Raw genomic sequence first — 18,470 nt, forward strand, 5'->3', positions numbered from 1 at the left:
CGGTCACCATTGACTCCCATCCGAGCGGCGAGTAAGTTCTCGCTCTTGTGTCCGCCCTCGCCGTGTATGCCGGTCTCGGCTGGCGGCGATGGTCCGCGTACCGCACCGCGGCCGCCGCGGGCGCATTCACGAACACGGTCTTCGGCCTCATCAAGGCGGCGATCACGATGGGGGCGATCGGGGCCGCCGGCGGGATGCTGGCCGGTTACGACGCTCTCACGGGGGCCACCTACGCCTGGCTCGCCCAGGCACTCATCGGTCCGGTGAACGTCTTCACCTGGTCCGAGCTCGCGGAGCGGATCCGGTCCGGGGACATCGCGATCGACCTGGCCCGCCCGATCGATCCGCAGGCCGGCTACCTGGCCGCGGACCTGGGCCGGGCCGCGTTCCAGCTCGTCCCCCGCGCCGCCCCACCGCTGGTGGTCGGCGCACTCGTGACCGGGCTGGCCCTGCCCGCTGAGCTCCTGCCCTATCTGCTCGGCCTGGTCTCGGTGACGCTCGCCGTCGTGGTCTCGTTCGCCTGCCGGTGGCTGGTCAACCTGGCGGCCTTCTGGCTGCTGGACCTCCGGGGCGTCATGACGCTCTACCTCGTCGCATCGAACCTCCTGTGCGGTCTCGTGGTGCCCGTGCACTGGTTCCCGCCCTGGCTCGCAACGGTGGCGGCGTGGACGCCGTTCCCGGCGATGCTGCAGCACCCGATCGACATCATCATGGGGCGCGCGGCGGGACCGGAGGCGTTGGTGCTGCTCGGCGAGCAGGTCGCGTGGGCGATCGGCCTGCTCGTGGTCGGGCGCGCGGTGTTCGAGATCGGGGCGCGGAAGGTGGTGGTGCAGGGTGGGTGAGGTCCTCGCGCCCTACCGGGCCCTGCTCGCTTCCCGGCTGCGCTCCCAACTGGCCTACCGGCGCTCGTTCGTCCTGGACCTCATCGGTGCGGTCGGTATCGGTGTGCTCGAGCTCGCCGAGGTGCTCGTGATCTTCTCCTCGATCACCGTCCTGGGCGAGCTCGACCTGGCCGGGGCACTGCTGCTGTTCGCCTTCGCCGGGATCGGCTTCTCGCTCGCGGACATGGCGGTCGGGCATGTGGACTCGCTACCGCGGTACCTCCGCTCGGGCACCCTGGACGCGTTCCTGCTGCGTCCGCTGCCGGTCCTGGCCCAGCTGATCACCAGCGACCTGCAGCTTCGTCGCTTGGGCCGCACAGCGGTCGCTGCGGTGGTGCTGGTGATCGCGCTGTCGATGAACACGATCGCGTGGACGCCGGCACTCGTGGTCCTGGCCGTCCTGACGCCGTTGTTCAGCGCGATCATCTTCGCGGCGCTGTTCGTGTGCGCGGCCGGGGTGCAGTTCTGGCTCGTGGAGGGCGGCGAGTTCGCGAACGCGTTCACCTACGGCGGCTCGTACGCGGCGTCCTACCCCACCTCGATCTTCAGTCTGCCGATGCGCGTGCTGTTCACGTTCGTGGTCCCGGCCGCGTTCACCGCGTACCTGCCCACCCTCGTGCTCCTCGGCCACGCCGGACCGGCGTGGACACCGGCGGTCCTGGGGTGGTTCGCGCCGGTCGCGGCCGCCGGCATCTGGACCGTCGCCCTGCTCGGTTGGCGGGCGGGCCTACGTCACTACACAGGAGCGGGGTCATGACCGAACCGATCATCAGCGCCACCGGCCTCGGCCGGGACTTCGTGATCCGGACCGGTCGCGGACTGCGCCGCAGGCGCAGCATCACCCGCGCCGTCGCCGACCTGGACTTCACGATCGAGGCAGGGGCCGCCGTCGGGTACATCGGCGCCAACGGCGCCGGGAAGTCCACCACCATCAAGATGCTCACCGGCATCCTGGTACCGACCGCCGGTCGCGTGCACACCTGCGGGCTGGACCCGCACCGCCACCGGCGCGAGCTTGCGCGGCGGATCGGGGTGGTGTTCGGGCAACGGTCCCAGCTGTGGTGGGACCTGCCGCTCGCCGAGTCCTATCGCGCTCTGGCGGCGATCCACCGGCTCGGCCCGGACACGCTGCGGACCCGGCGGGGCACCCTGGTCGAACGCCTCGACCTCGGTGAGTTCCTCGAGACGCCGGTGCGTCAGTTGAGCCTCGGACAGCGCATCCGGGGTGAGATCGCGGCGGCACTGCTGCACTCCCCCGAACTGCTCATCCTGGACGAGCCGACCATCGGTCTCGACGTGCTGAGCAAGGAACGCTTGCGCCAGTTCCTGCTCGAGGAGCGGGCCGCCGGGGACACGACGCTGCTCCTGACCACGCACGACATGGACGACGTGCAGCGCCTGACCGACCGCATCATCGTGGTCGACCACGGCCGGATGGCCTACGACGGCACCCTGCCCGGCCTCGTGGAGCGGGTCGGCGCCGACCGCGTGATCGTCGTCGACCTCGAGGAGACCACGGCGCCGCTGGCGGACGTCGCCGGCACCAGGCTCCTCGGCGTCGAGGCGGACGGGCTCCGTCAGCGGCTCGCCTTCACCCCAGGATCGACCACGGCGGCCGCGGTCCTGGCACACGTGTCGGCACGTGCCGAGGTGCGCGACCTCACGATCGAGGAGCCGGACATCGAGGACGTGGTCCGGCGGCTGTACGCGAGCGGGACCTAGCCGTACCGCCGAGCGCCGGCGAGGCCCGTCGCACCGGATCGGGCGCCGCTGCGGCCGGGGAGGACTGACTGCGGGCGAGAGGGTCAGGCCGCAACCTTCTCGCGCACGGCCGCGATGATCTGGTCGTAGAGGCCGCGCACCTCGTCGGCCGGGGCCGCCTCGAGGATGTCGCCCTCCGGGGTCAGATCCTGGCCGAAGCTGAGACCCGGGCCGTCGAGACGGAGCGCCTTGACGCGGTCGAGGACCTCGCCGAACTGGCGGGCGGACCCGGCGGCGGCGCCCCAGCCGTAGCCGATGATGCCGATCGGTAGGTCGCTCCACTCGGCATGGAGGGTGTCGATGGCGTTCTTCACGACGGCCGGGTATCCGGCGTTGTACTCGGGCAGGGTGACGATGAGCGCGTCGTAGGCGCGCACCCGCTCCGACCACGCCAGGGTGCTGGCCTGGGTGTAGTTGCCGGCGGACGGGAGTTCGGGCTCCGCGAGGAAGGGCAGGGCCACCTCGGCAAGGTCGATGATGTCGATCTCGGTGTCGTTCGGCGCCTGGGCGCCGACCCACTGGGCGACCTTGGTGCCGATCCGGGTCGGACGGGAGGAGCTGACGACGATGCCGATCTTGTGAGAAGTCATGCACCTCTCAATAGGTGAACTTTCAATAACATTCCCCTCTTCGCCAGATGTGACTGGCCTCACCGCGACCACGCACCGCGTCCGCCCGGGCCGGCGGCCACCGATCCGGTGCCGGACACACGAATGGTCCGGCACCCCTCGCGGGATGCCGGACCATTCAGTGGTCGATCAGGTCGTGCGACTCAGCGGAAGTCCGCCTCGAAGCCGCGGCCCAGGTCGAGCTCCTCGAGCGCGATCGCCTCGCCGGAGCCCTCGGAGACCGGCGTGTAGTCGATCTCGTCGTAGCCGAAGCTCGGGTAGATCTCGGCCTTCGCGGCCTCGGTCGGCTCGACGCGCACGTTGCGGTAGCGCGGCAGGCCGGTCCCGGCCGGGATGAGCTTACCGAGGATGACGTTCTCCTTCAGACCCAGCAGGGAGTCCGAGCGTCCGCTCATCGCGGCCTCGGTCAGCACCTTCGTGGTCTCCTGGAAGGACGCCGCGGACAGCCACGACTCGGTCGCCAGCGAGGCCTTCGTGATCCCCATCAGCTCGGGTCGACCCGAAGCCGGCTGGGCACCCTCGGAGACGACCCGACGGTTCTCGTCCTCGAACCGCGAACGCTCGGCCAGCTCACCCGGCAACAGCCGGGACTCACCGGAGTCGAGCACCGTGACCCGACGCAGCATCTGCCGGACGATGACCTCGATGTGCTTGTCGTGGATGTCCACGCCCTGGGAGCGGTAGACCTCCTGGACCTCGTCCACGAGGTGCTTCTGCACCGCGCGCGGACCGAGGATCCGCAGCACCTTCTTCGGGTCAACCGCACCGGCGACCAGCTGCTGGCCGACGGCGACGTGGTCGCCATCGTGCACCAGGAGCCGCGACCGCTTGGTGACCGGGTAGGCGATCTCCTCGCTGCCGTCGTCGGGCGTGATCACCAGGCGACGCGAGCGCTCGCTCTCGTCGATGGCGATGCGGCCGGCGATCTCCGCGATCGGGGCCTCACCCTTGGGGGTGCGGGCCTCGAACAGCTCGGTCACACGGGGCAGACCCTGCGTGATGTCCTCGGCGCTCGCCACACCACCGGTGTGGAAGGTCCGCATCGTCAGCTGGGTGCCGGGCTCACCGATGGACTGGGCCGCGATGATGCCGACGGCCTCACCGATGTCGACCAGCTTGCCGGTGGCCAGCGAGCGGCCGTAGCACTTGGCGCAGGTACCGACGCGGGACTCACACGTGAGCACCGACCGGACCTTGAGCTGCTCCACGCCGGCCTCGATGAGCTTGTCGAGGAGCACGTCCCCGACGTCGTCACCACCCTCGCCGAGCACCTCGCCGTCGGGCGACGAGACCGAACCCGCGAGGCTGCGTCCGTAGACGCTGGTCTCGACGGTGTCCGCGCGGCGCGCCTGCCCGCTGGGCGTGCGCTCCAGGATCGGCAGGGTCAGACCCCGCTCGGTCCCGCAGTCGTCCTCACGGATGATGACGTCCTGCGACACGTCCACGAGACGACGGGTCAGGTAGCCCGAGTCGGCCGTCCGCAGCGCGGTGTCGGCCAGACCCTTACGGGCACCGTGGGTGGCGATGAAGTACTCGACCACCGACAGACCCTCGCGGTAGTTGGACTTGATCGGCCGCGGGATGATCTCACCCTTCGGGTTGGCCACCAGGCCGCGCATACCGGCGATCTGACGCACCTGCATCCAGTTACCACGGGCACCCGAGCCGACCATCCGGTTCACCGGGTTGTTCTTCGAGAAGTTCGCCCGCATGGCTGCGGCGACCTCGTCGGTGGCCTGGTTCCAGATCTCCACGAGCTCCTGACGACGCTCGTCGTCGGTGAGCAGACCGCGGTCGTACTGGCCCTGGACCTTGGCGGCCTTCGCCTCGTAGCCCTCGAGGATCTGCGCCTTGTTCGACGGTGTCGCGACGTCGGAGATCGAGATGGTCACGCCCGAGCGGGTCGCCCACTTGAAGCCGGCCTCCTTGAGCGCGTCCAGGCTGGCCGCGACGACCACCTTGGGGTAGCGCTCCGCGAGGTCGTTGACGATCCCGGACAGCACCTTCTTGTCCACGATCGTGTTGATGAACGGGTAGTCCACCGGCAGGGCCTCGTTGAACAGGGACCGGCCGAGCGTGGTCTCGAACAGGATCGCGTCGCCCTCGGAGTAGCCCTCCGGCGCCTCCCAGCCCTCCGGCGGGACCAAGTCGGTCAGCCGCAGGGTGATCTTCGCGTTCAGGTCGAGCTCGCCCGCGTCGAAGGCCATGAAGGCCTCCGCCGGGGAGGTGAAGGCACGGCCCTCGCCGAGCGCATCCTCACGGTCCGACGTCAGGTGGAACAGACCGATGATCATGTCCTGCGAGGGCATGGTCACCGGACGACCGTCCGACGGCTTGAGGATGTTGTTGCTCGAGAGCATCAGGATGCGGGCCTCGGCCTGCGCTTCCGAGGAGAGCGGCAGGTGGACGGCCATCTGGTCACCGTCGAAGTCGGCGTTGAACGCACCACACACCAACGGGTGCAGGTGGATCGCCTTACCCTCGACCAGCTGTGGCTCGAAGGCCTGGATGCCCAGTCGGTGCAGCGTCGGTGCCCGGTTCAGCAGCACGGGGTGCTCGGTGATGACCTCTTCGAGCACGTCCCACACGACGGAGCGCGCGCGCTCCACCATGCGCTTGGCGCTCTTGATGTTCTGCGCGTGGTTGAGGTCCACGAGCCGCTTCATGACGAACGGCTTGAAGAGCTCGAGGGCCATCTGCTTGGGCAGCCCGCACTGGTGCAGCTTGAGCTGCGGGCCGACCACGATGACGCTTCGACCGGAGTAGTCGACGCGCTTGCCGAGCAGGTTCTGACGGAACCGGCCCTGCTTGCCCTTGAGCATGTCCGAGATCGACTTGAGCGGGCGGTTGCCCGGGCCGGTCACCGGACGACCACGGCGGCCGTTGTCGAACAGCGAGTCGACGGCCTCCTGGAGCATCCTCTTCTCGTTGTTGACGATGATCTCGGGTGCGCCGAGGTCCAGCAGTCGCTTCAACCGGTTGTTGCGGTTGATCACGCGGCGGTAGAGGTCGTTCAGGTCGCTGGTCGCGAACCGGCCACCGTCGAGCTGCACCATCGGACGCAGGTCCGGCGGGATCACCGGGATGCAGTCCAGCACCATGCCCAGCGGAGAGTTGTTCGTCGTCAGGAACGCGTTGACGACCTTCAGCCGCTTCAGGGCACGGGTCTTGCGCTGGCCCTTTCCGGTGCGGATCGTCTCGCGCAGCGAATCGGACTCCGCCTCGAGGTCGAAGGTCTCCAGGCGCTTCTGGATCGCGCCGGCACCCATCGAACCCTCGAAGTAGTTGCCGTAGCGGTCCTGCAGCTGGCGGTACAGCATCTCGTCGCCCTCGAGGTCGGCGACCTTGAGGTTCTTGAACCGGTCCCAGACCTGCTCGAGGCGGTCCAGCTCGTTGTCCGCACGCTTGCGGATCTGAGCCATCTCGCGCTCGGCGGAGTCCTTGACCTTACGGCGCGCGTCGGCCTTGGCACCCTCGGCCTCGAGCTCGGCCAGGTCGGCCTCGAGGCGCTCGCTGCGGTTGGCGACGTCGAGGTCGCGACGCTTCGAGATGTCGGCCTTCTCCAGGTCGATCTCGTTCTGCAGACTCGGCAGGTCCTCGTGACGGCCATCGGTGTCGACCGAGGTGATCATGTAGGCCGCGAAGTAGATGACCTTCTCGAGGTCCTTCGGCGCCAGGTCGAGCAGGTAGCCCAGACGGGACGGAACACCCTTGAAGTACCAGATGTGCGTGACCGGGGCGGCGAGCTCGATGTGGCCCATCCGCTCGCGTCGGACCTTGGAGCGGGTCACCTCGACGCCGCAGCGCTCACAGATGATGCCCTTGAAGCGCACGCGCTTGTACTTGCCGCAGTAGCACTCCCAGTCCCGGGTGGGGCCGAAGATCTTCTCGCAGAAGAGGCCGTCCTTCTCGGGCTTCAGGGTGCGGTAATTGATGGTCTCCGGCTTCTTGACCTCACCGTGCGACCAGGCGCGGACCTCGTCCGCGGTCGCGAGACCGATACGTAGCTCGTCGAAGACGTTGACGTCGAGCAATTTTCCTACTTCCTTCGGTGAAACACCGTGTGGAACCAATCAGGATGAGGGGGGCGTCAGCGGGGGGGGGGCGGGGGGCCCCCCCCCGGCCCGGGGGGCGCGAGAGCTACTTCCTGCGGTTAAACCCCGGGTGGAACAAATCTGGTTGTGGGGGGCGTCTGGGGTCGGGTCACGTGGACCCGACCGCTGACGGGGCCGCTCAGATCTCTTCGACGCTGCTCGCGTCGGGACGACGGGAGAGGTCGATACCGAGCTCCTCAGCGGCCCGGTACACCTCCTCGTCGGTGTCACGCATCTCGATCGAGGTCCCGTCGGAGTTGAGCACCTCGACGTTCAGGCACAGCGACTGCATCTCCTTGATGAGCACCTTGAAGGACTCGGGGATGCCCGGCTCGGGGATGTTCTCGCCCTTGACGATGGCCTCGTAGACCTTCACGCGGCCGGGGACATCGTCGGACTTGATGGTGAGCAGCTCCTGCAGCGCGTAGGCGGCGCCGTAGGCCTCAAGGGCCCACACCTCCATCTCGCCGAACCGCTGACCACCGAACTGCGCCTTACCACCCAGCGGCTGCTGCGTGATCATCGAGTACGGACCCGTCGAACGCGCGTGGATCTTGTCGTCCACCAAGTGGTGCAGCTTCAGGATGTACATGTAGCCGACAGCGATCGGCTCCGGGAACGGCTCGCCGGAGCGGCCGTCGAACAGCCGCGCCTTGCCGGACGCATCCACGAGCCGGTCCCCGTCCCGGGTGGGGGTCGTGGAGTCCAACAGGCCCGTCAACTCGTCCTCGTGCAGACCGTCGAACACCGGCGACGCCACGGGGGTTCCGGGTGCGCCCTTGAGCGCCTCCGGGGCGAGGTTCTTCGCCCACGCCGGGACCTTCCCGTTCTTGGCATCCTCGATGCCGGCCTCCCAGCCCTGCTTCGCGACCCACCCGAGGTGGGTCTCGAGGACCTGGCCGACGTTCATCCGGCCGGGCACGCCGAGCGGGTTCAGGATGATGTCCACAGGGGTGCCGTCCTCAAGGAACGGCATGTCCTCGATGGGCAGGATCTTTGAGATGACACCCTTGTTGCCGTGGCGGCCGGCGAGCTTGTCGCCGTCGGTGATCTTGCGTCGCTGCGCGATGTAGACACGCACCAGCTGGTTCACACCCGGGGGCAGCTCGTCGCCGTCCTCGCGGTTGAACTCACGCACCTCGATCACCGTGCCGGACTCACCGTGGGGCACCTTCAGCGAGGTGTCGCGCACTTCACGCGCCTTCTCACCGAAGATGGCGCGCAGCAGGCGCTCCTCCGGAGTCAGCTCGGTCTCACCCTTCGGCGTGACCTTGCCGACCAGCACGTCACCGGCGCCGACCTCGGCACCGATACGGATGATGCCGCGCTCGTCGAGGTCCGCGAGGACCTCGTCGGAGACGTTCGGGATGTCCCGGGTGATCTCCTCCGGCCCCAGCTTCGTGTCGCGGGCGTCGACCTCGTGCTCCTCGATGTGGATCGAGGAGAGGACGTCGTCCTGGACCAGGCGCTGGGAGAGGATGATCGCGTCCTCGTAGTTGTGACCCTCCCACGACATGAACGCGACCAGCAGGTTGCGCCCGAGTGCGAGTTCACCCTCATCCGTGGCCGGGCCGTCCGCGAGCACCGAACCGACCTCGACCCGGGCTCCCTCTTCGACCAGCACACGCTGGTTGTAGGAGGTGCCCTGGTTGGAGCGACGGAACTTGGCCACCCGGTAGGTGAACGTGGAGGCGTCGTCCTGGGCCACGACGATCGCGTCCGCGGAGACCTCCTGCACGACACCCGGCTTGGTGGCCACGATCACGTCACCGGCGTCGACCGCCGCACGGCGCTCCATACCGGTACCCACGAGCGGGGCCTCGCTGCGGACCAGCGGCACGGCCTGGCGCTGCATGTTCGCACCCATGAGGGCACGGTTCGCGTCGTCGTGCTCGAGGAACGGGATCATCGCGGTGGCGACGGAGACCATCTGACGCGCGGAGACGTCCATGTAGTCCACGTTCTCCGCTGCGATGTCCAACGTGTCCCCGCCGCGGACCCGGACCAGCACGTCGGACTCGGCGAAGTGGCCGTCCTCGGTGAGTGGGGCGTTGGCCTGCGCGATGACGTACCGGTCCTCGTCATCGGCGGTGAGGTAGTCCACATCGTCGGTGACGCGACCCTTGATGACCTTGCGGTACGGGGTCTCGACGAAACCGAACGGGTTGATGCGGGCGTACGTCGCCAGCGAACCGATCAGACCGATGTTCGGACCCTCAGGGGTCTCGATCGGGCACATCCGGCCGTAGTGCGACGGGTGAACGTCACGGACCTCCATGCCGGCGCGGTCACGGGACAGACCACCCGGGCCGAGCGCGGACAGGCGACGCTTGTGCGTCAGACCCGCGAGCGGGTTGTTCTGGTCCATGAACTGCGACAGCTGGCTGGTCCCGAAGAACTCCTTGATGGAGGCCACCACGGGACGGATGTTGATCAGGGTCTGCGGCGTGATCGCCTCGACGTCCTGAGTCGTCATCCGCTCGCGGACCACGCGCTCCATCCGGGACAGCCCGGTACGCACCTGGTTCTGGATCAGCTCACCGACGGCGCGGATGCGACGGTTGCCGAAGTGGTCGATGTCGTCGGTCTCGACGCGAACGGCCACCTCCTTGCCGTCCTTCAGGCCGGGGATCTCGGCCTCGCCCTTGTGCAGGGCGGCGAGGTACTTGATCGTGCCGACGATGTCATCGCGGGAGAGGACCGAGTCGTCGATCGCAGCATCGACGCCGAGCTTCTTGTTCACCTTGTAGCGGCCGACCTTCGCCAGGTCGTAGCGCTTGGCGTTGAAGTAGAAGTTGTCGAGGAGCGCCGTGCCGGCCTCGACCGTGGGCGGCTCGCCCGGGCGAATCTTGCGGTAGATGTCGAGGAGCGCCTCGTCCTGCGTGTGGACACTGTCCTTCTCGAGCGTCTCCAGCACGGACGGGTACTCGGCGAACGACTCGCGGATCTCGCTCTCGGTCATGCCGAGGGCCTTGAGGAAGACCGTGACCGACTGCTTCCGCTTCCGGTCGACGCGGACGCCGACTGCGTCACGCTTGTCGATCTCGAACTCGAGCCACGCGCCACGGGACGGGATCACCTTGGTGGTGAAGATGTCCTTGTCGGACGTCTTGTCCGGGGTGCGCTCGAAGTACACACCGGGCGAACGGACGAGCTGGGAGACGACGACCCGCTCGGTACCGTTGATGATGAACGTGCCGCGCTCGGTCATCAGCGGGAACTCGCCCATGAAGACCGTCTGCGACTTGATCTCGCCGGTCGTGTAGTTGACGAACTCCGCCGTGACGAACAGCGGCGCGGAGTAGGTGAAGTCCTTCTCCTTGCATTCGTCGGCGGTGTACTTCGGCGGCTCGAACCGGTGGTCCCGGAACGACAGCGACATCGTCGCCCCGAAGTCCTCGATCGGCGAGATCTCCTCGAAGATCTCCTCGAGACCGGAGGTCATGGTGACGTCGTTGTTGCCCGAGTCGACGGCAGCCTGAACCCGCGCCTGCCAGTCCTCGTTACCGAGCAGCCAGTCGAAGCTGTCGGTCTGCAGCCCGAGAAGGTCGGGTGCCTGGAGAGGCTCGTGGATCTTTGCGAAGGAGACCCGGCGAGAGGCGGTACGTTGGGCGATGGCGTCGGTGGTCGGAGCAGAAGGGGTGCGCGAGGCAGCCAAGAGGGGTCCTTCCCTACGAATTGTGTGCACGCGCGCCGGACCACCCCAAACAAACCCCGCCCGAACTTCGCCCGGGCCAGACATCGCGCACGCGGACGTGTGTGATGGACCCGGTTCGGGAAGCGTGTGCTGGGGGCAGAAGACAGCGCAAAGCGACAGCATAGCCACTTTGGCTACGTCTGTCCAGTGGCGACGAGGCCCGCACCGGAATCGGTGCGGGCCTCGTCATTGTGGCCTCGTTATTGGCGTGGCCGGGTAATGCCGGCGGGCTGCCCGGCTCCGAGCGCCCGGTGTCATCGCCTTGCGGCGTGAACCGGCGGAACTGACCACCCGCCGTCAGATCACTTGACGGTGACGGTGGCGCCGGCGCCTTCGAGGGTTTCCTTCGCCTTGTCGGCGACGTCCTTCGCCACGCCTTCGACGATCGCCTTGGGGGCGCTGTCAACGAGGTCCTTGGCCTCCTTCAGGCCGAGGCTCGTGAGGGCGCGCACCTCCTTGATGACCTGGATCTTCTTGTCGCCGACGGAGTCGAGGATGACGTCGAACTCGGTCTGCTCCTCGGCCTCGTCGTCGCCACCACCGGCGGCGGGGCCGGCGGCGACCGCAACGGCGGCCGGAGCGGCGGCGGTGACCTCGAAGGTCTCCTCGAACTGCTTCACGAACTCGGAGAGCTCGATCAGGGTGAGCTCCTTGAAAGCGTCAATGAGCTCGTCGGTGCTGAGCTTCGCCATGATGGCGTTCCTTCCTGTTGGTCCTGCTTGCGGAGAAGCAGTGTGTGGTTGGTCGAAGACCGGGCCTCAGGCCGCGGACTCCGTCGCCTGCTTCTCACGCAGGGCTTCGATGGTGCGCACCGCCTTGGCAGCGGGAGCGTTGAAGACGTAGGCCGCCTGGTGCAGCTTCGCCTTGAACGCGCCGGCCGCCTTGGCCAGGAGCACCTCGCGGGACTCGAGGTCCGCGAGCTTGGTGACGTCCGCGGACGTCAGGGCGCGCCCGTCGAGGACACCACCCTTGATAACCAGCTTGGGGTTCGCCTTGGCGAAGTCACGCAGGCTCTTCGCCGCCTCGACCGGATCACCGGAGATGAAGGCGATGGCCGACGGCCCGGTGAGCTCGCCATCGAACGCGTCGATGCCGGCTTCCTTGGCCGCAATGCCGGTGAGCGTGTTCTTCACCACGGCGAAGCTGGTGGTACCGCCGAGATCGGTGCGCAGCGCCTTGAGCTGGGCCACCGTGAGCCCGCGGTACTCGGTCAGCACAGCGGCCGTGGACTGGCGGAACTTCTCCGTCAGTTCGGCAACTGCTGCCGCCTTGTCAGGCCGTGCCATGGGCCCTCCTTCCGAGATGTGCCGCGAAGGTCGAGGGCGCACATACGGAAAGAACCCCGCGCAGATGCACGGGGTTCGGATTCGGAACGCTGACGCTCCGGCACTTGATCGAACTCGTCCACCTACGCTGGCTCCGCATCTGCGGACTTGGCCCCGTCGTGTGACGGGCGACCGGCGGTCTTGGGCAAGTTCCACTGTACACAGCCGCTGGTGCCTGACCAAATCCCAGGGCCTGTGTGATGTGCCACTGACCCGCCCCGGTCGTCCGGCGCCCCGAACGCAGTCGGTCCGGCCCCTCCGATGGAGGGACCGGACCGGGCGTGCGAGATGCTGCCGGGATCCGACCAGCGGATCAGGCGATCGGACTCAGGCGGTCTCTACCGCAAGCTTCGCCGGGTCGATCGCGATGCCGGGGCCCATGGTCGTGCTCAGCACGGCCTTGGTGATGTAGCGGCCCTTGGAGGACGCCGGCTTGAGGCGCATGACCTCTTCGAAGGCGGCCGTGTAGTTCGCCAGCAGCTTCTCCTGGTCGAACGAGACCTTGCCGATGATGAAGTGCAGGTTCCCGTGCTTGTCCACTCGGAAGTCGATCTTGCCGCCCTTGATGTCGGTCACGGCCTTGGCGACGTCCATGGTGACGGTTCCGGTCTTCGGGTTCGGCATCAGGCCACGGGGCCCGAGCACGCGGCCCAGACGACCGACCTTGCCCATCAGGTCCGGCGTGGCCACGGCCGCGTCGAAGTCGGTGTAGCCGCCGGCGACCTTCTCGATCAGGTCGTCGCCGCCGACCTCGTCGGCGCCGGCCGCGATGGCCTGCTCCGCGCGGTCACCGGTGGCGAACACCAGGACCCGGGCGGTCTTGCCGGTGCCGTGCGGGAGGTTCACGGTGCCGCGAACCATCTGGTCGGCCTTGCGGGGGTCGACGCCGAGCCGGAACACGACCTCGACGGTCGAGTCGAACTTCGTCGCGGCACCCTTGCGGGCGACCTCGATGGCCTCCGCCGGGGCATAGACGTGATCGGCCTGCACGAGTTCGGCGGCCTTGCGGTAATCCTTGCTGCGCGTAGTCATCTGCTTCTCCTTCATGTGAGCAGTCGTGGTGCGGGCCCGCGCGGGCCCTTCCACTGTGCGGTGCGCATGATGCTCACCGCGGGGGTGGATCAGGGACGGGTTCAGTCCTTGACGCTGATGCCCATGGAACGGGCGGTGCCGGCGATGATCAGCGACGCGGCGTCGAGATCGTTGGCGTTGAGGTCGTCGAACTTCGTCTGAGCGATCTCGCGGACCTGGTCCTTGGTCAGCGAACCGACCTTGGTGGTGTGCGGGGTGCCGGAGCCCTTGGCCACGCCGGCGGCCTTCTTGATGAGCTCCGCAGCCGGCGGCGTCTTCGTGATGAACGTGAACGAACGGTCCTCGTACACGGTGATCTCGACCGGGATCACGTTGCCGCGCTGCGACTCCGTGGCCGCGTTGTAGGCCTTGCAGAACTCCATGATGTTCACGCCGTGCTGACCGAGCGCGGGGCCGATCGGCGGCGCGGGGTTGGCTGCGCCGGCCTGGATCTGGAGCTTGATGAGGCCGGTGACCTTCTTCTTGGGGGGCATGCTCTACTGCTTCCTGTTGGTGGGCCGACGCCTTGGGCGATGACCCGGTTGCACGACCTTGCGGTCAGGACCCACCGTGGCGGGCCCCTGCTCGGGTGAGCGGGTCAGATCTTGGCGACCTGGTTGAACGACAGCTCGACGGGCGTCTCGCGGCCGAAGATCGAGACCAGCACCTTGAGCTTCTGGCCCTCGGCGTTGATCTCGGAGATGGTGGCCGGCAGCGTGTCGAACGGACCGTCGGTGACGGTGACCGACTCGCCGACAGTGAAGTCGACCTGCACGGCGGGGGTAGCGGCGGTGGCGCGTCCACCGGTCGTTGCCGGCGCCTTCTGCTCCACGGTCGTGGCGAGCATCGACATGACCTCGTCAAGACTCAGCGGGACCGGGGAGTGGGTGTGGCCCACGAAGCCGGTGACACCCGGAGTGTGCCGGACGGCGCCCCAGGACTCGTCGGTCAGATCCATCCGCACCAGCACGTAACTGGGGATCCGCACCCGGCGGACCACCTTGCGGACGGAGTTCTTGATCTCGACGACCTCCTCCATGGGCACCTCGACCTGGAAGATGTAGTCCTCCATGTTGAGGGACTGGATCCGGGACTCGAGGTTGACCTTCACACGGTTCTCGTAGCCGGCGTAGGAGTGGATCACGTACCAGTCACCGGGGAGCGAGCGCAGCTCGCGGCGGAACGCGACCAGGGGGTCCTCGTCCTCGACAGCGGCCTCGTCCTCGACGGCGGCCTCGTCAACTGCATCGGCCTCGTCCATTGCGTCGGCATCGCCGTCGGACACGGCCGAGTCCTCGGCGATGTCCGCGGAGTCCGCACCGTCGGCGGAGTCCACGCCCTCGGCGCCGACCTCCTCGACGACGTCGACCGTCTCGTCCACGTCGCGGGTCTCTTCAGACACGTCCTGACCTGCTTCCCTCGTCTTGTCCTGCTCGTTGATCCTGCATGCTTCGTCGAGATCGGAACCGTCCCGACCTCGCCATTGTCCCGCTTCGTACCGCCGACGCCATACCGGAGCCGTCCCGGAGTGGTCTCCGGGCAACCGGGGGGCCGTTGCGCTAGGCGCCGAACGCCCAGAGCACCAGCTTGCCGATCGCGAAGTCCAGCACACCGACGTATGCCATGACGATCAGCACGAACACCACGACAACGGCGATGAACGTCAGTAGTTCCGACCGGGTCGGGGTGACGACCTTCTTGAGTTCGGCGATGACCTGGCGGACGAAGAGCGCGATCCTCGCGAACACGTTCGGCCGGACCTCACGCTCGGCCTCCGCACGGCTGCGCGTCGCTCGGCCCTTGCCGGCACCTGCCGACGCGGCCACGGCCTTGCTCGAGGAGGAGCGAGCCGACGACTTCGACGACCCGGACCTGGTCGTCGTGCTCTCGGCGGAGTCCGATGCGGTGCGCTTGGACCGGCTGCCGCGGCTCGAGATGGCCGCGGACTGCTCGGTCGAGGCCTCGTCGGCGCTCGCATCGGCGTCCTCGGCAGGCACCTCGGCGTCACCCGCCTCGTCCAGCGATTCCTCGTCCGCGTCCGCCGAGCCGATGGCATCACCTGGGGTGACGCCCTCCGTGGGGTCGGTGACGTCGCCACGTTCGCCGCTGTCGGGTTCGCCCGACTCCGGGTTCGTGGGAGTGCTCACAGATATTCCCCAACTCGTTCGTGTGTGACGGATCGACCGGCGATCGACTGACTGTGCAGGGCAGGAGGGACTCGAACCCTCAACCGCCGGTTTTGGAGACCGGTGCGCTACCAATTGCGCCACTACCCTTTGCGATGAGTGCCGCCCGAACCGCGGACCACGACCCCTCGCGGGCGTGTTCCATCATGGCGGGCGTCAACCACCTCGGATGAGTGTACGGGAGTCCGCGCCATGGGTCGAACTCGTGTGCAGCGGCTCACTCCCCCTCCCGGAGCGCCCGCCTCGCGACTACGCGATAATCGACCGATGGCCACCCGTCGATTCCGTCTGCGCGCCTCGGTGCGTACCCGGGTCCTGGTCGCGCTCGTGCTGCTCACGACCGTCACGGTCGCCCTCGCCGGCACGACGGCCTACATCCTCGAGTCCCAACGCATCGACGACCGCATCGAAGCCGTCCTGAGGGATTCGGTGGCCGAGTTCACGAAACTCGCGCAGCAGGGCATCGACCCCGCCACCGGCGCGGCCTTCGCGAGCGCGGATGCCCTGCTGCGCACGGCCTTGAGCCGAATGGTGGTGCAGCCGAACGAGGCGATGTTCGGAATGCTGGGAACCGAGGTAGCACTCGAAGCCGGCGCCGGCCCGACGCAGCAGTGGCTGGACGAGGACCCTGAACTCGTCGCCGCGGTCGCCAGTTCAGCCAGCTTGGAGAGGTCTCGGTTCTGGCAGGTCACCACCGACGCGCGGAACTACTACGTGGCAGCCGTGCCGGTCACGCCGGAGCCGGGCGGCGTCCCCGGCGCGCTCGTGCTCGCCTGGAATCTCGACGCGGAGCACGCCGAACTGGGAACAACGTTCCGCACCTACGCCCTGGTGGCGCTCGGAGCCATCGTCTGGATGGCCATCATCGGCTGGTTCGTGGTCGGTAGCCTGCTCGAGCCGATCAAACTCCTGCGCACCACTGCCGGCGAGATCTCCAGCTCCAGCGACCTGTCCCGGCGGATCGCAGTGGTCGGCAACGACGACCTCGCCGTGCTGACCGAGACCGTGAACGGGATGCTGGCACGCCTTGAGGACGCGTTCGGATCCCAGCGTCAACTGCTCGACGACGTCGGCCACGAACTGCGCACGCCGCTCACCATCGTCCGTGGTCACCTCGAACTGATGGATCCCGCGGACCCCACGGACGCTGCGAGCACCAAGGAACTCGTCCTGGACGAGCTCGACCGGATGAACGGTCTGGTGGAGGACCTGGTCACGCTGGCGAAGGCCAGCCGACCCGACTTCGTCATCGCCGAGCCCACGGACATAGCGCTCCTCACCGACGAGGTCCTCACCAAGGCCCGCCCGCTGGGGGACCGACGCTGGGTCCTCGACGGACTGGCCGACGTCACCGCCGACGTCGACCCCCGCCGGATCACCCAGGCACTGCTCCAGCTCGTCCAGAATGCGGTGAAGTTCTCCGAACCGGGGTCCACGATCGCCCTGGGTAGCTCGGCGACGAGCACCGAGGTCCGGCTCTGGGTCCGCGACGAAGGCGCCGGGATCGCCGAGCAACACCTGGACAAGATCTTTGATCGGTTCGAGCGCGCCGGCAGCCCCGCCGAGGGCTCCGGTCTCGGACTGACCATCGTGCGCTCGATCGCCGTCGCGCACGGTGGCCGCGCCACGGTCGAGTCCAGGCTCGGTAACGGCACCACGGTGAGCATCTACCTGCCCCTCATGGCAGAGTCCGAGAAGGCCGACTCCGAGCCGACCGACTCCGAAGCCGCCGACGACCCGACCGAGACCACCTCCCCCGCCGGCGACGCGCCGAGCACCACCGCCCTGGAGCGCCGATGAGCCAGATCCTGATCGCTGAGGACGAGATCCGGATCTCGTCGTTCGTCGCGAAGGGGCTGCGATCCGCCGGGTACGCGCCGACCGCCGTCACCACCGGGCGGGAGGCGGTGGACCTCGCGAGCACCGGCGACTTCGATCTCATGATCCTCGACCTCGGGCTGCCCGACATGGACGGGTTCGCGGTGCTGCGCCAGGTCCGCGCGATGAACATCACCTTCCCGGTGATCATCCTGACCGCACGGAACTCGGTCACCGACACCGTGGCGGGCCTGGAGGGCGGCGCCGACGACTACATGGCCAAGCCGTTCCGGTTCGAGGAGCTCCTCGCCCGGGTCCGCCTTCGGCTGCGGTCGGAGGGCGGTGCCGCCGAGCCGACGACGCTCGTGCACGGCGACCTCTCCTTGGACCTGCGCACCCGTCGAGCCCGCGCCGGGGACACCGAGGTGGACCTCTCGGCACGCGAATTCACGCTGGCCGAGACGTTCCTGCGCAATCCGGGCCAGGTGTTGACCCGCGAGCAACTGCTGTCGCGGGTCTGGGGCTACGACTTCGATCCCGGCTCGAACGTCGTGGACGTGTACGTGCGCTACCTGCGCAAGAAGCTCGGCGCGGAGCGTTTCGAGACCGTGCGCGGGATGGGCTACCGGCTGCGCTGAGTCCCGCGGCGGGACCCGCGGCGCGGGAGCCAGCCGACAGCCGAGTGCCGTCGGTCAACGCGAGCCGGCCGATGGCGTCCGTGCCGTAGGGCGCACCACGCGGAGGGGCCCGACGGCGTCGGTGCCGATCACATCCATGCGGGAAGGCCCGACTGCGTGCGGGCCGCGTAGGCAAATGCCGAACGCCCGACGGCGTGGGTGCCGTCGGGCGTTCGCGGTTTCGGTCCAGCCGTGCGCCGGCGCGATGGCCGGCGCGCCGGGGTCAGTCGCCGGAGCCGGCCGACGGGGCGCTGGCCGCGCTGGCCGGGCTCTGCGCGGACACCGGGCTCGGCGCCGACGCGGGGCTCGCGACCGGGGACGGCGCGGACAC

General features: G+C 68.2%; 14 protein-coding genes and 1 tRNA gene. 5 read left to right on the forward strand and 10 right to left on the reverse strand.

Annotated elements, in window-relative coordinates:
- Positions 1-47: 47 nt before the first annotated feature.
- The 3 genes from KCQ71_RS26060 to KCQ71_RS26070 are packed head-to-tail and all read left to right on the forward strand — an operon-like array spanning position 48 to position 2,603.
- Positions 48-842 carry an ABC transporter permease gene (locus KCQ71_RS26060; protein WP_223411603.1) on the forward strand — a complete coding sequence of 265 codons (795 nt, stop codon included), beginning with the start codon at positions 48-50 and terminating at the stop codon, positions 840-842.
- Entirely contained in the window at positions 835-1,638 is an 804-nt protein-coding gene (locus KCQ71_RS26065; RefSeq protein ID WP_223411604.1) for an ABC transporter permease, read from the forward strand. Before KCQ71_RS26060 ends, KCQ71_RS26065 begins: the two co-directional genes overlap by 8 nt.
- The gene (locus tag KCQ71_RS26070; RefSeq protein WP_223411605.1) at positions 1,635-2,603 is read left to right on the forward strand and encodes an ABC transporter ATP-binding protein; all 969 of its coding nucleotides are present in this window, start codon (positions 1,635-1,637) and stop codon (positions 2,601-2,603) included. The genes KCQ71_RS26065 and KCQ71_RS26070 overlap by 4 nt, the downstream gene beginning before the upstream one ends.
- A gap of 83 nt (positions 2,604-2,686) precedes the next feature.
- Here KCQ71_RS26070 and KCQ71_RS26075 read toward each other — a convergent pair whose 3' ends face one another.
- The 10 genes from KCQ71_RS26075 to KCQ71_RS26120 all read right to left on the reverse strand — a co-directional run bounded on the left by KCQ71_RS26075 (position 2,687) and on the right by KCQ71_RS26120 (position 15,734).
- Positions 2,687-3,232, reverse strand: a complete 546-nt coding sequence (locus KCQ71_RS26075; protein WP_223411606.1) for an NADPH-dependent FMN reductase — start codon at positions 3,230-3,232, stop codon at positions 2,687-2,689.
- A gap of 182 nt (positions 3,233-3,414) precedes the next feature.
- Positions 3,415-7,305, reverse strand: a complete 3,891-nt coding sequence (locus tag KCQ71_RS26080) for a DNA-directed RNA polymerase subunit beta' (RefSeq protein ID WP_223408336.1) — start codon at positions 7,303-7,305, stop codon at positions 3,415-3,417.
- A 199-nt stretch (positions 7,306-7,504) separates the two neighbouring features.
- Positions 7,505-11,023, reverse strand: coding sequence for a DNA-directed RNA polymerase subunit beta (gene rpoB, locus KCQ71_RS26085; RefSeq protein WP_223408338.1), 3,519 nt, complete (start codon positions 11,021-11,023; stop codon positions 7,505-7,507).
- A 341-nt stretch (positions 11,024-11,364) separates the two neighbouring features.
- Positions 11,365-11,754 carry a 50S ribosomal protein L7/L12 gene (gene rplL / locus KCQ71_RS26090; RefSeq protein WP_223408340.1) on the reverse strand — a complete coding sequence of 130 codons (390 nt, stop codon included), beginning with the start codon at positions 11,752-11,754 and terminating at the stop codon, positions 11,365-11,367.
- 66 nt (positions 11,755-11,820) lie between these two features.
- Positions 11,821-12,348: a 50S ribosomal protein L10 gene (gene rplJ, locus KCQ71_RS26095; protein WP_154792903.1), complete on the reverse strand. Its 528-nt coding sequence runs from the start codon at positions 12,346-12,348 to the stop codon at positions 11,821-11,823.
- A 366-nt stretch (positions 12,349-12,714) separates the two neighbouring features.
- Positions 12,715-13,419: a 50S ribosomal protein L1 gene (gene rplA / locus KCQ71_RS26100; RefSeq protein WP_223408342.1), complete on the reverse strand. Its 705-nt coding sequence runs from the start codon at positions 13,417-13,419 to the stop codon at positions 12,715-12,717.
- Between the two features lie 101 nt (positions 13,420-13,520).
- Positions 13,521-13,952 (reverse strand): 50S ribosomal protein L11, encoded by a 432-nt coding sequence (gene rplK, locus KCQ71_RS26105; RefSeq protein ID WP_223408344.1) that lies wholly within the window; start codon positions 13,950-13,952, stop codon positions 13,521-13,523.
- 104 nt (positions 13,953-14,056) lie between these two features.
- Positions 14,057-14,860 (reverse strand): transcription termination/antitermination protein NusG, encoded by an 804-nt coding sequence (gene nusG, locus KCQ71_RS26110; protein ID WP_223408346.1) that lies wholly within the window; start codon positions 14,858-14,860, stop codon positions 14,057-14,059.
- A gap of 157 nt (positions 14,861-15,017) precedes the next feature.
- Complete coding sequence (secE, locus tag KCQ71_RS26115) at positions 15,018-15,605, reverse strand: preprotein translocase subunit SecE (protein ID WP_223408348.1); 588 nt, start codon at positions 15,603-15,605, stop codon at positions 15,018-15,020.
- A gap of 56 nt (positions 15,606-15,661) precedes the next feature.
- A tRNA-Trp gene (locus tag KCQ71_RS26120) sits at positions 15,662-15,734 on the reverse strand.
- A gap of 177 nt (positions 15,735-15,911) precedes the next feature.
- On the opposite strand from KCQ71_RS26120, the gene KCQ71_RS26125 reads away from it, so the two are divergent.
- A complete protein-coding gene (locus tag KCQ71_RS26125; RefSeq protein WP_223408351.1) occupies positions 15,912-17,444 on the forward strand; it encodes a sensor histidine kinase in 1,533 nt (510 codons plus the stop codon).
- Entirely contained in the window at positions 17,441-18,100 is a 660-nt protein-coding gene (locus KCQ71_RS26130; protein WP_223408353.1) for a response regulator transcription factor, read from the forward strand. The genes KCQ71_RS26125 and KCQ71_RS26130 overlap by 4 nt, the downstream gene beginning before the upstream one ends.
- The last annotated feature ends 370 nt before the right edge of the window (positions 18,101-18,470 follow it).

It is taken from the genome of Occultella gossypii (genome assembly GCF_019947135.1).
Lineage (GTDB): Bacteria > Actinomycetota > Actinomycetes > Actinomycetales > Beutenbergiaceae > Occultella > Occultella gossypii.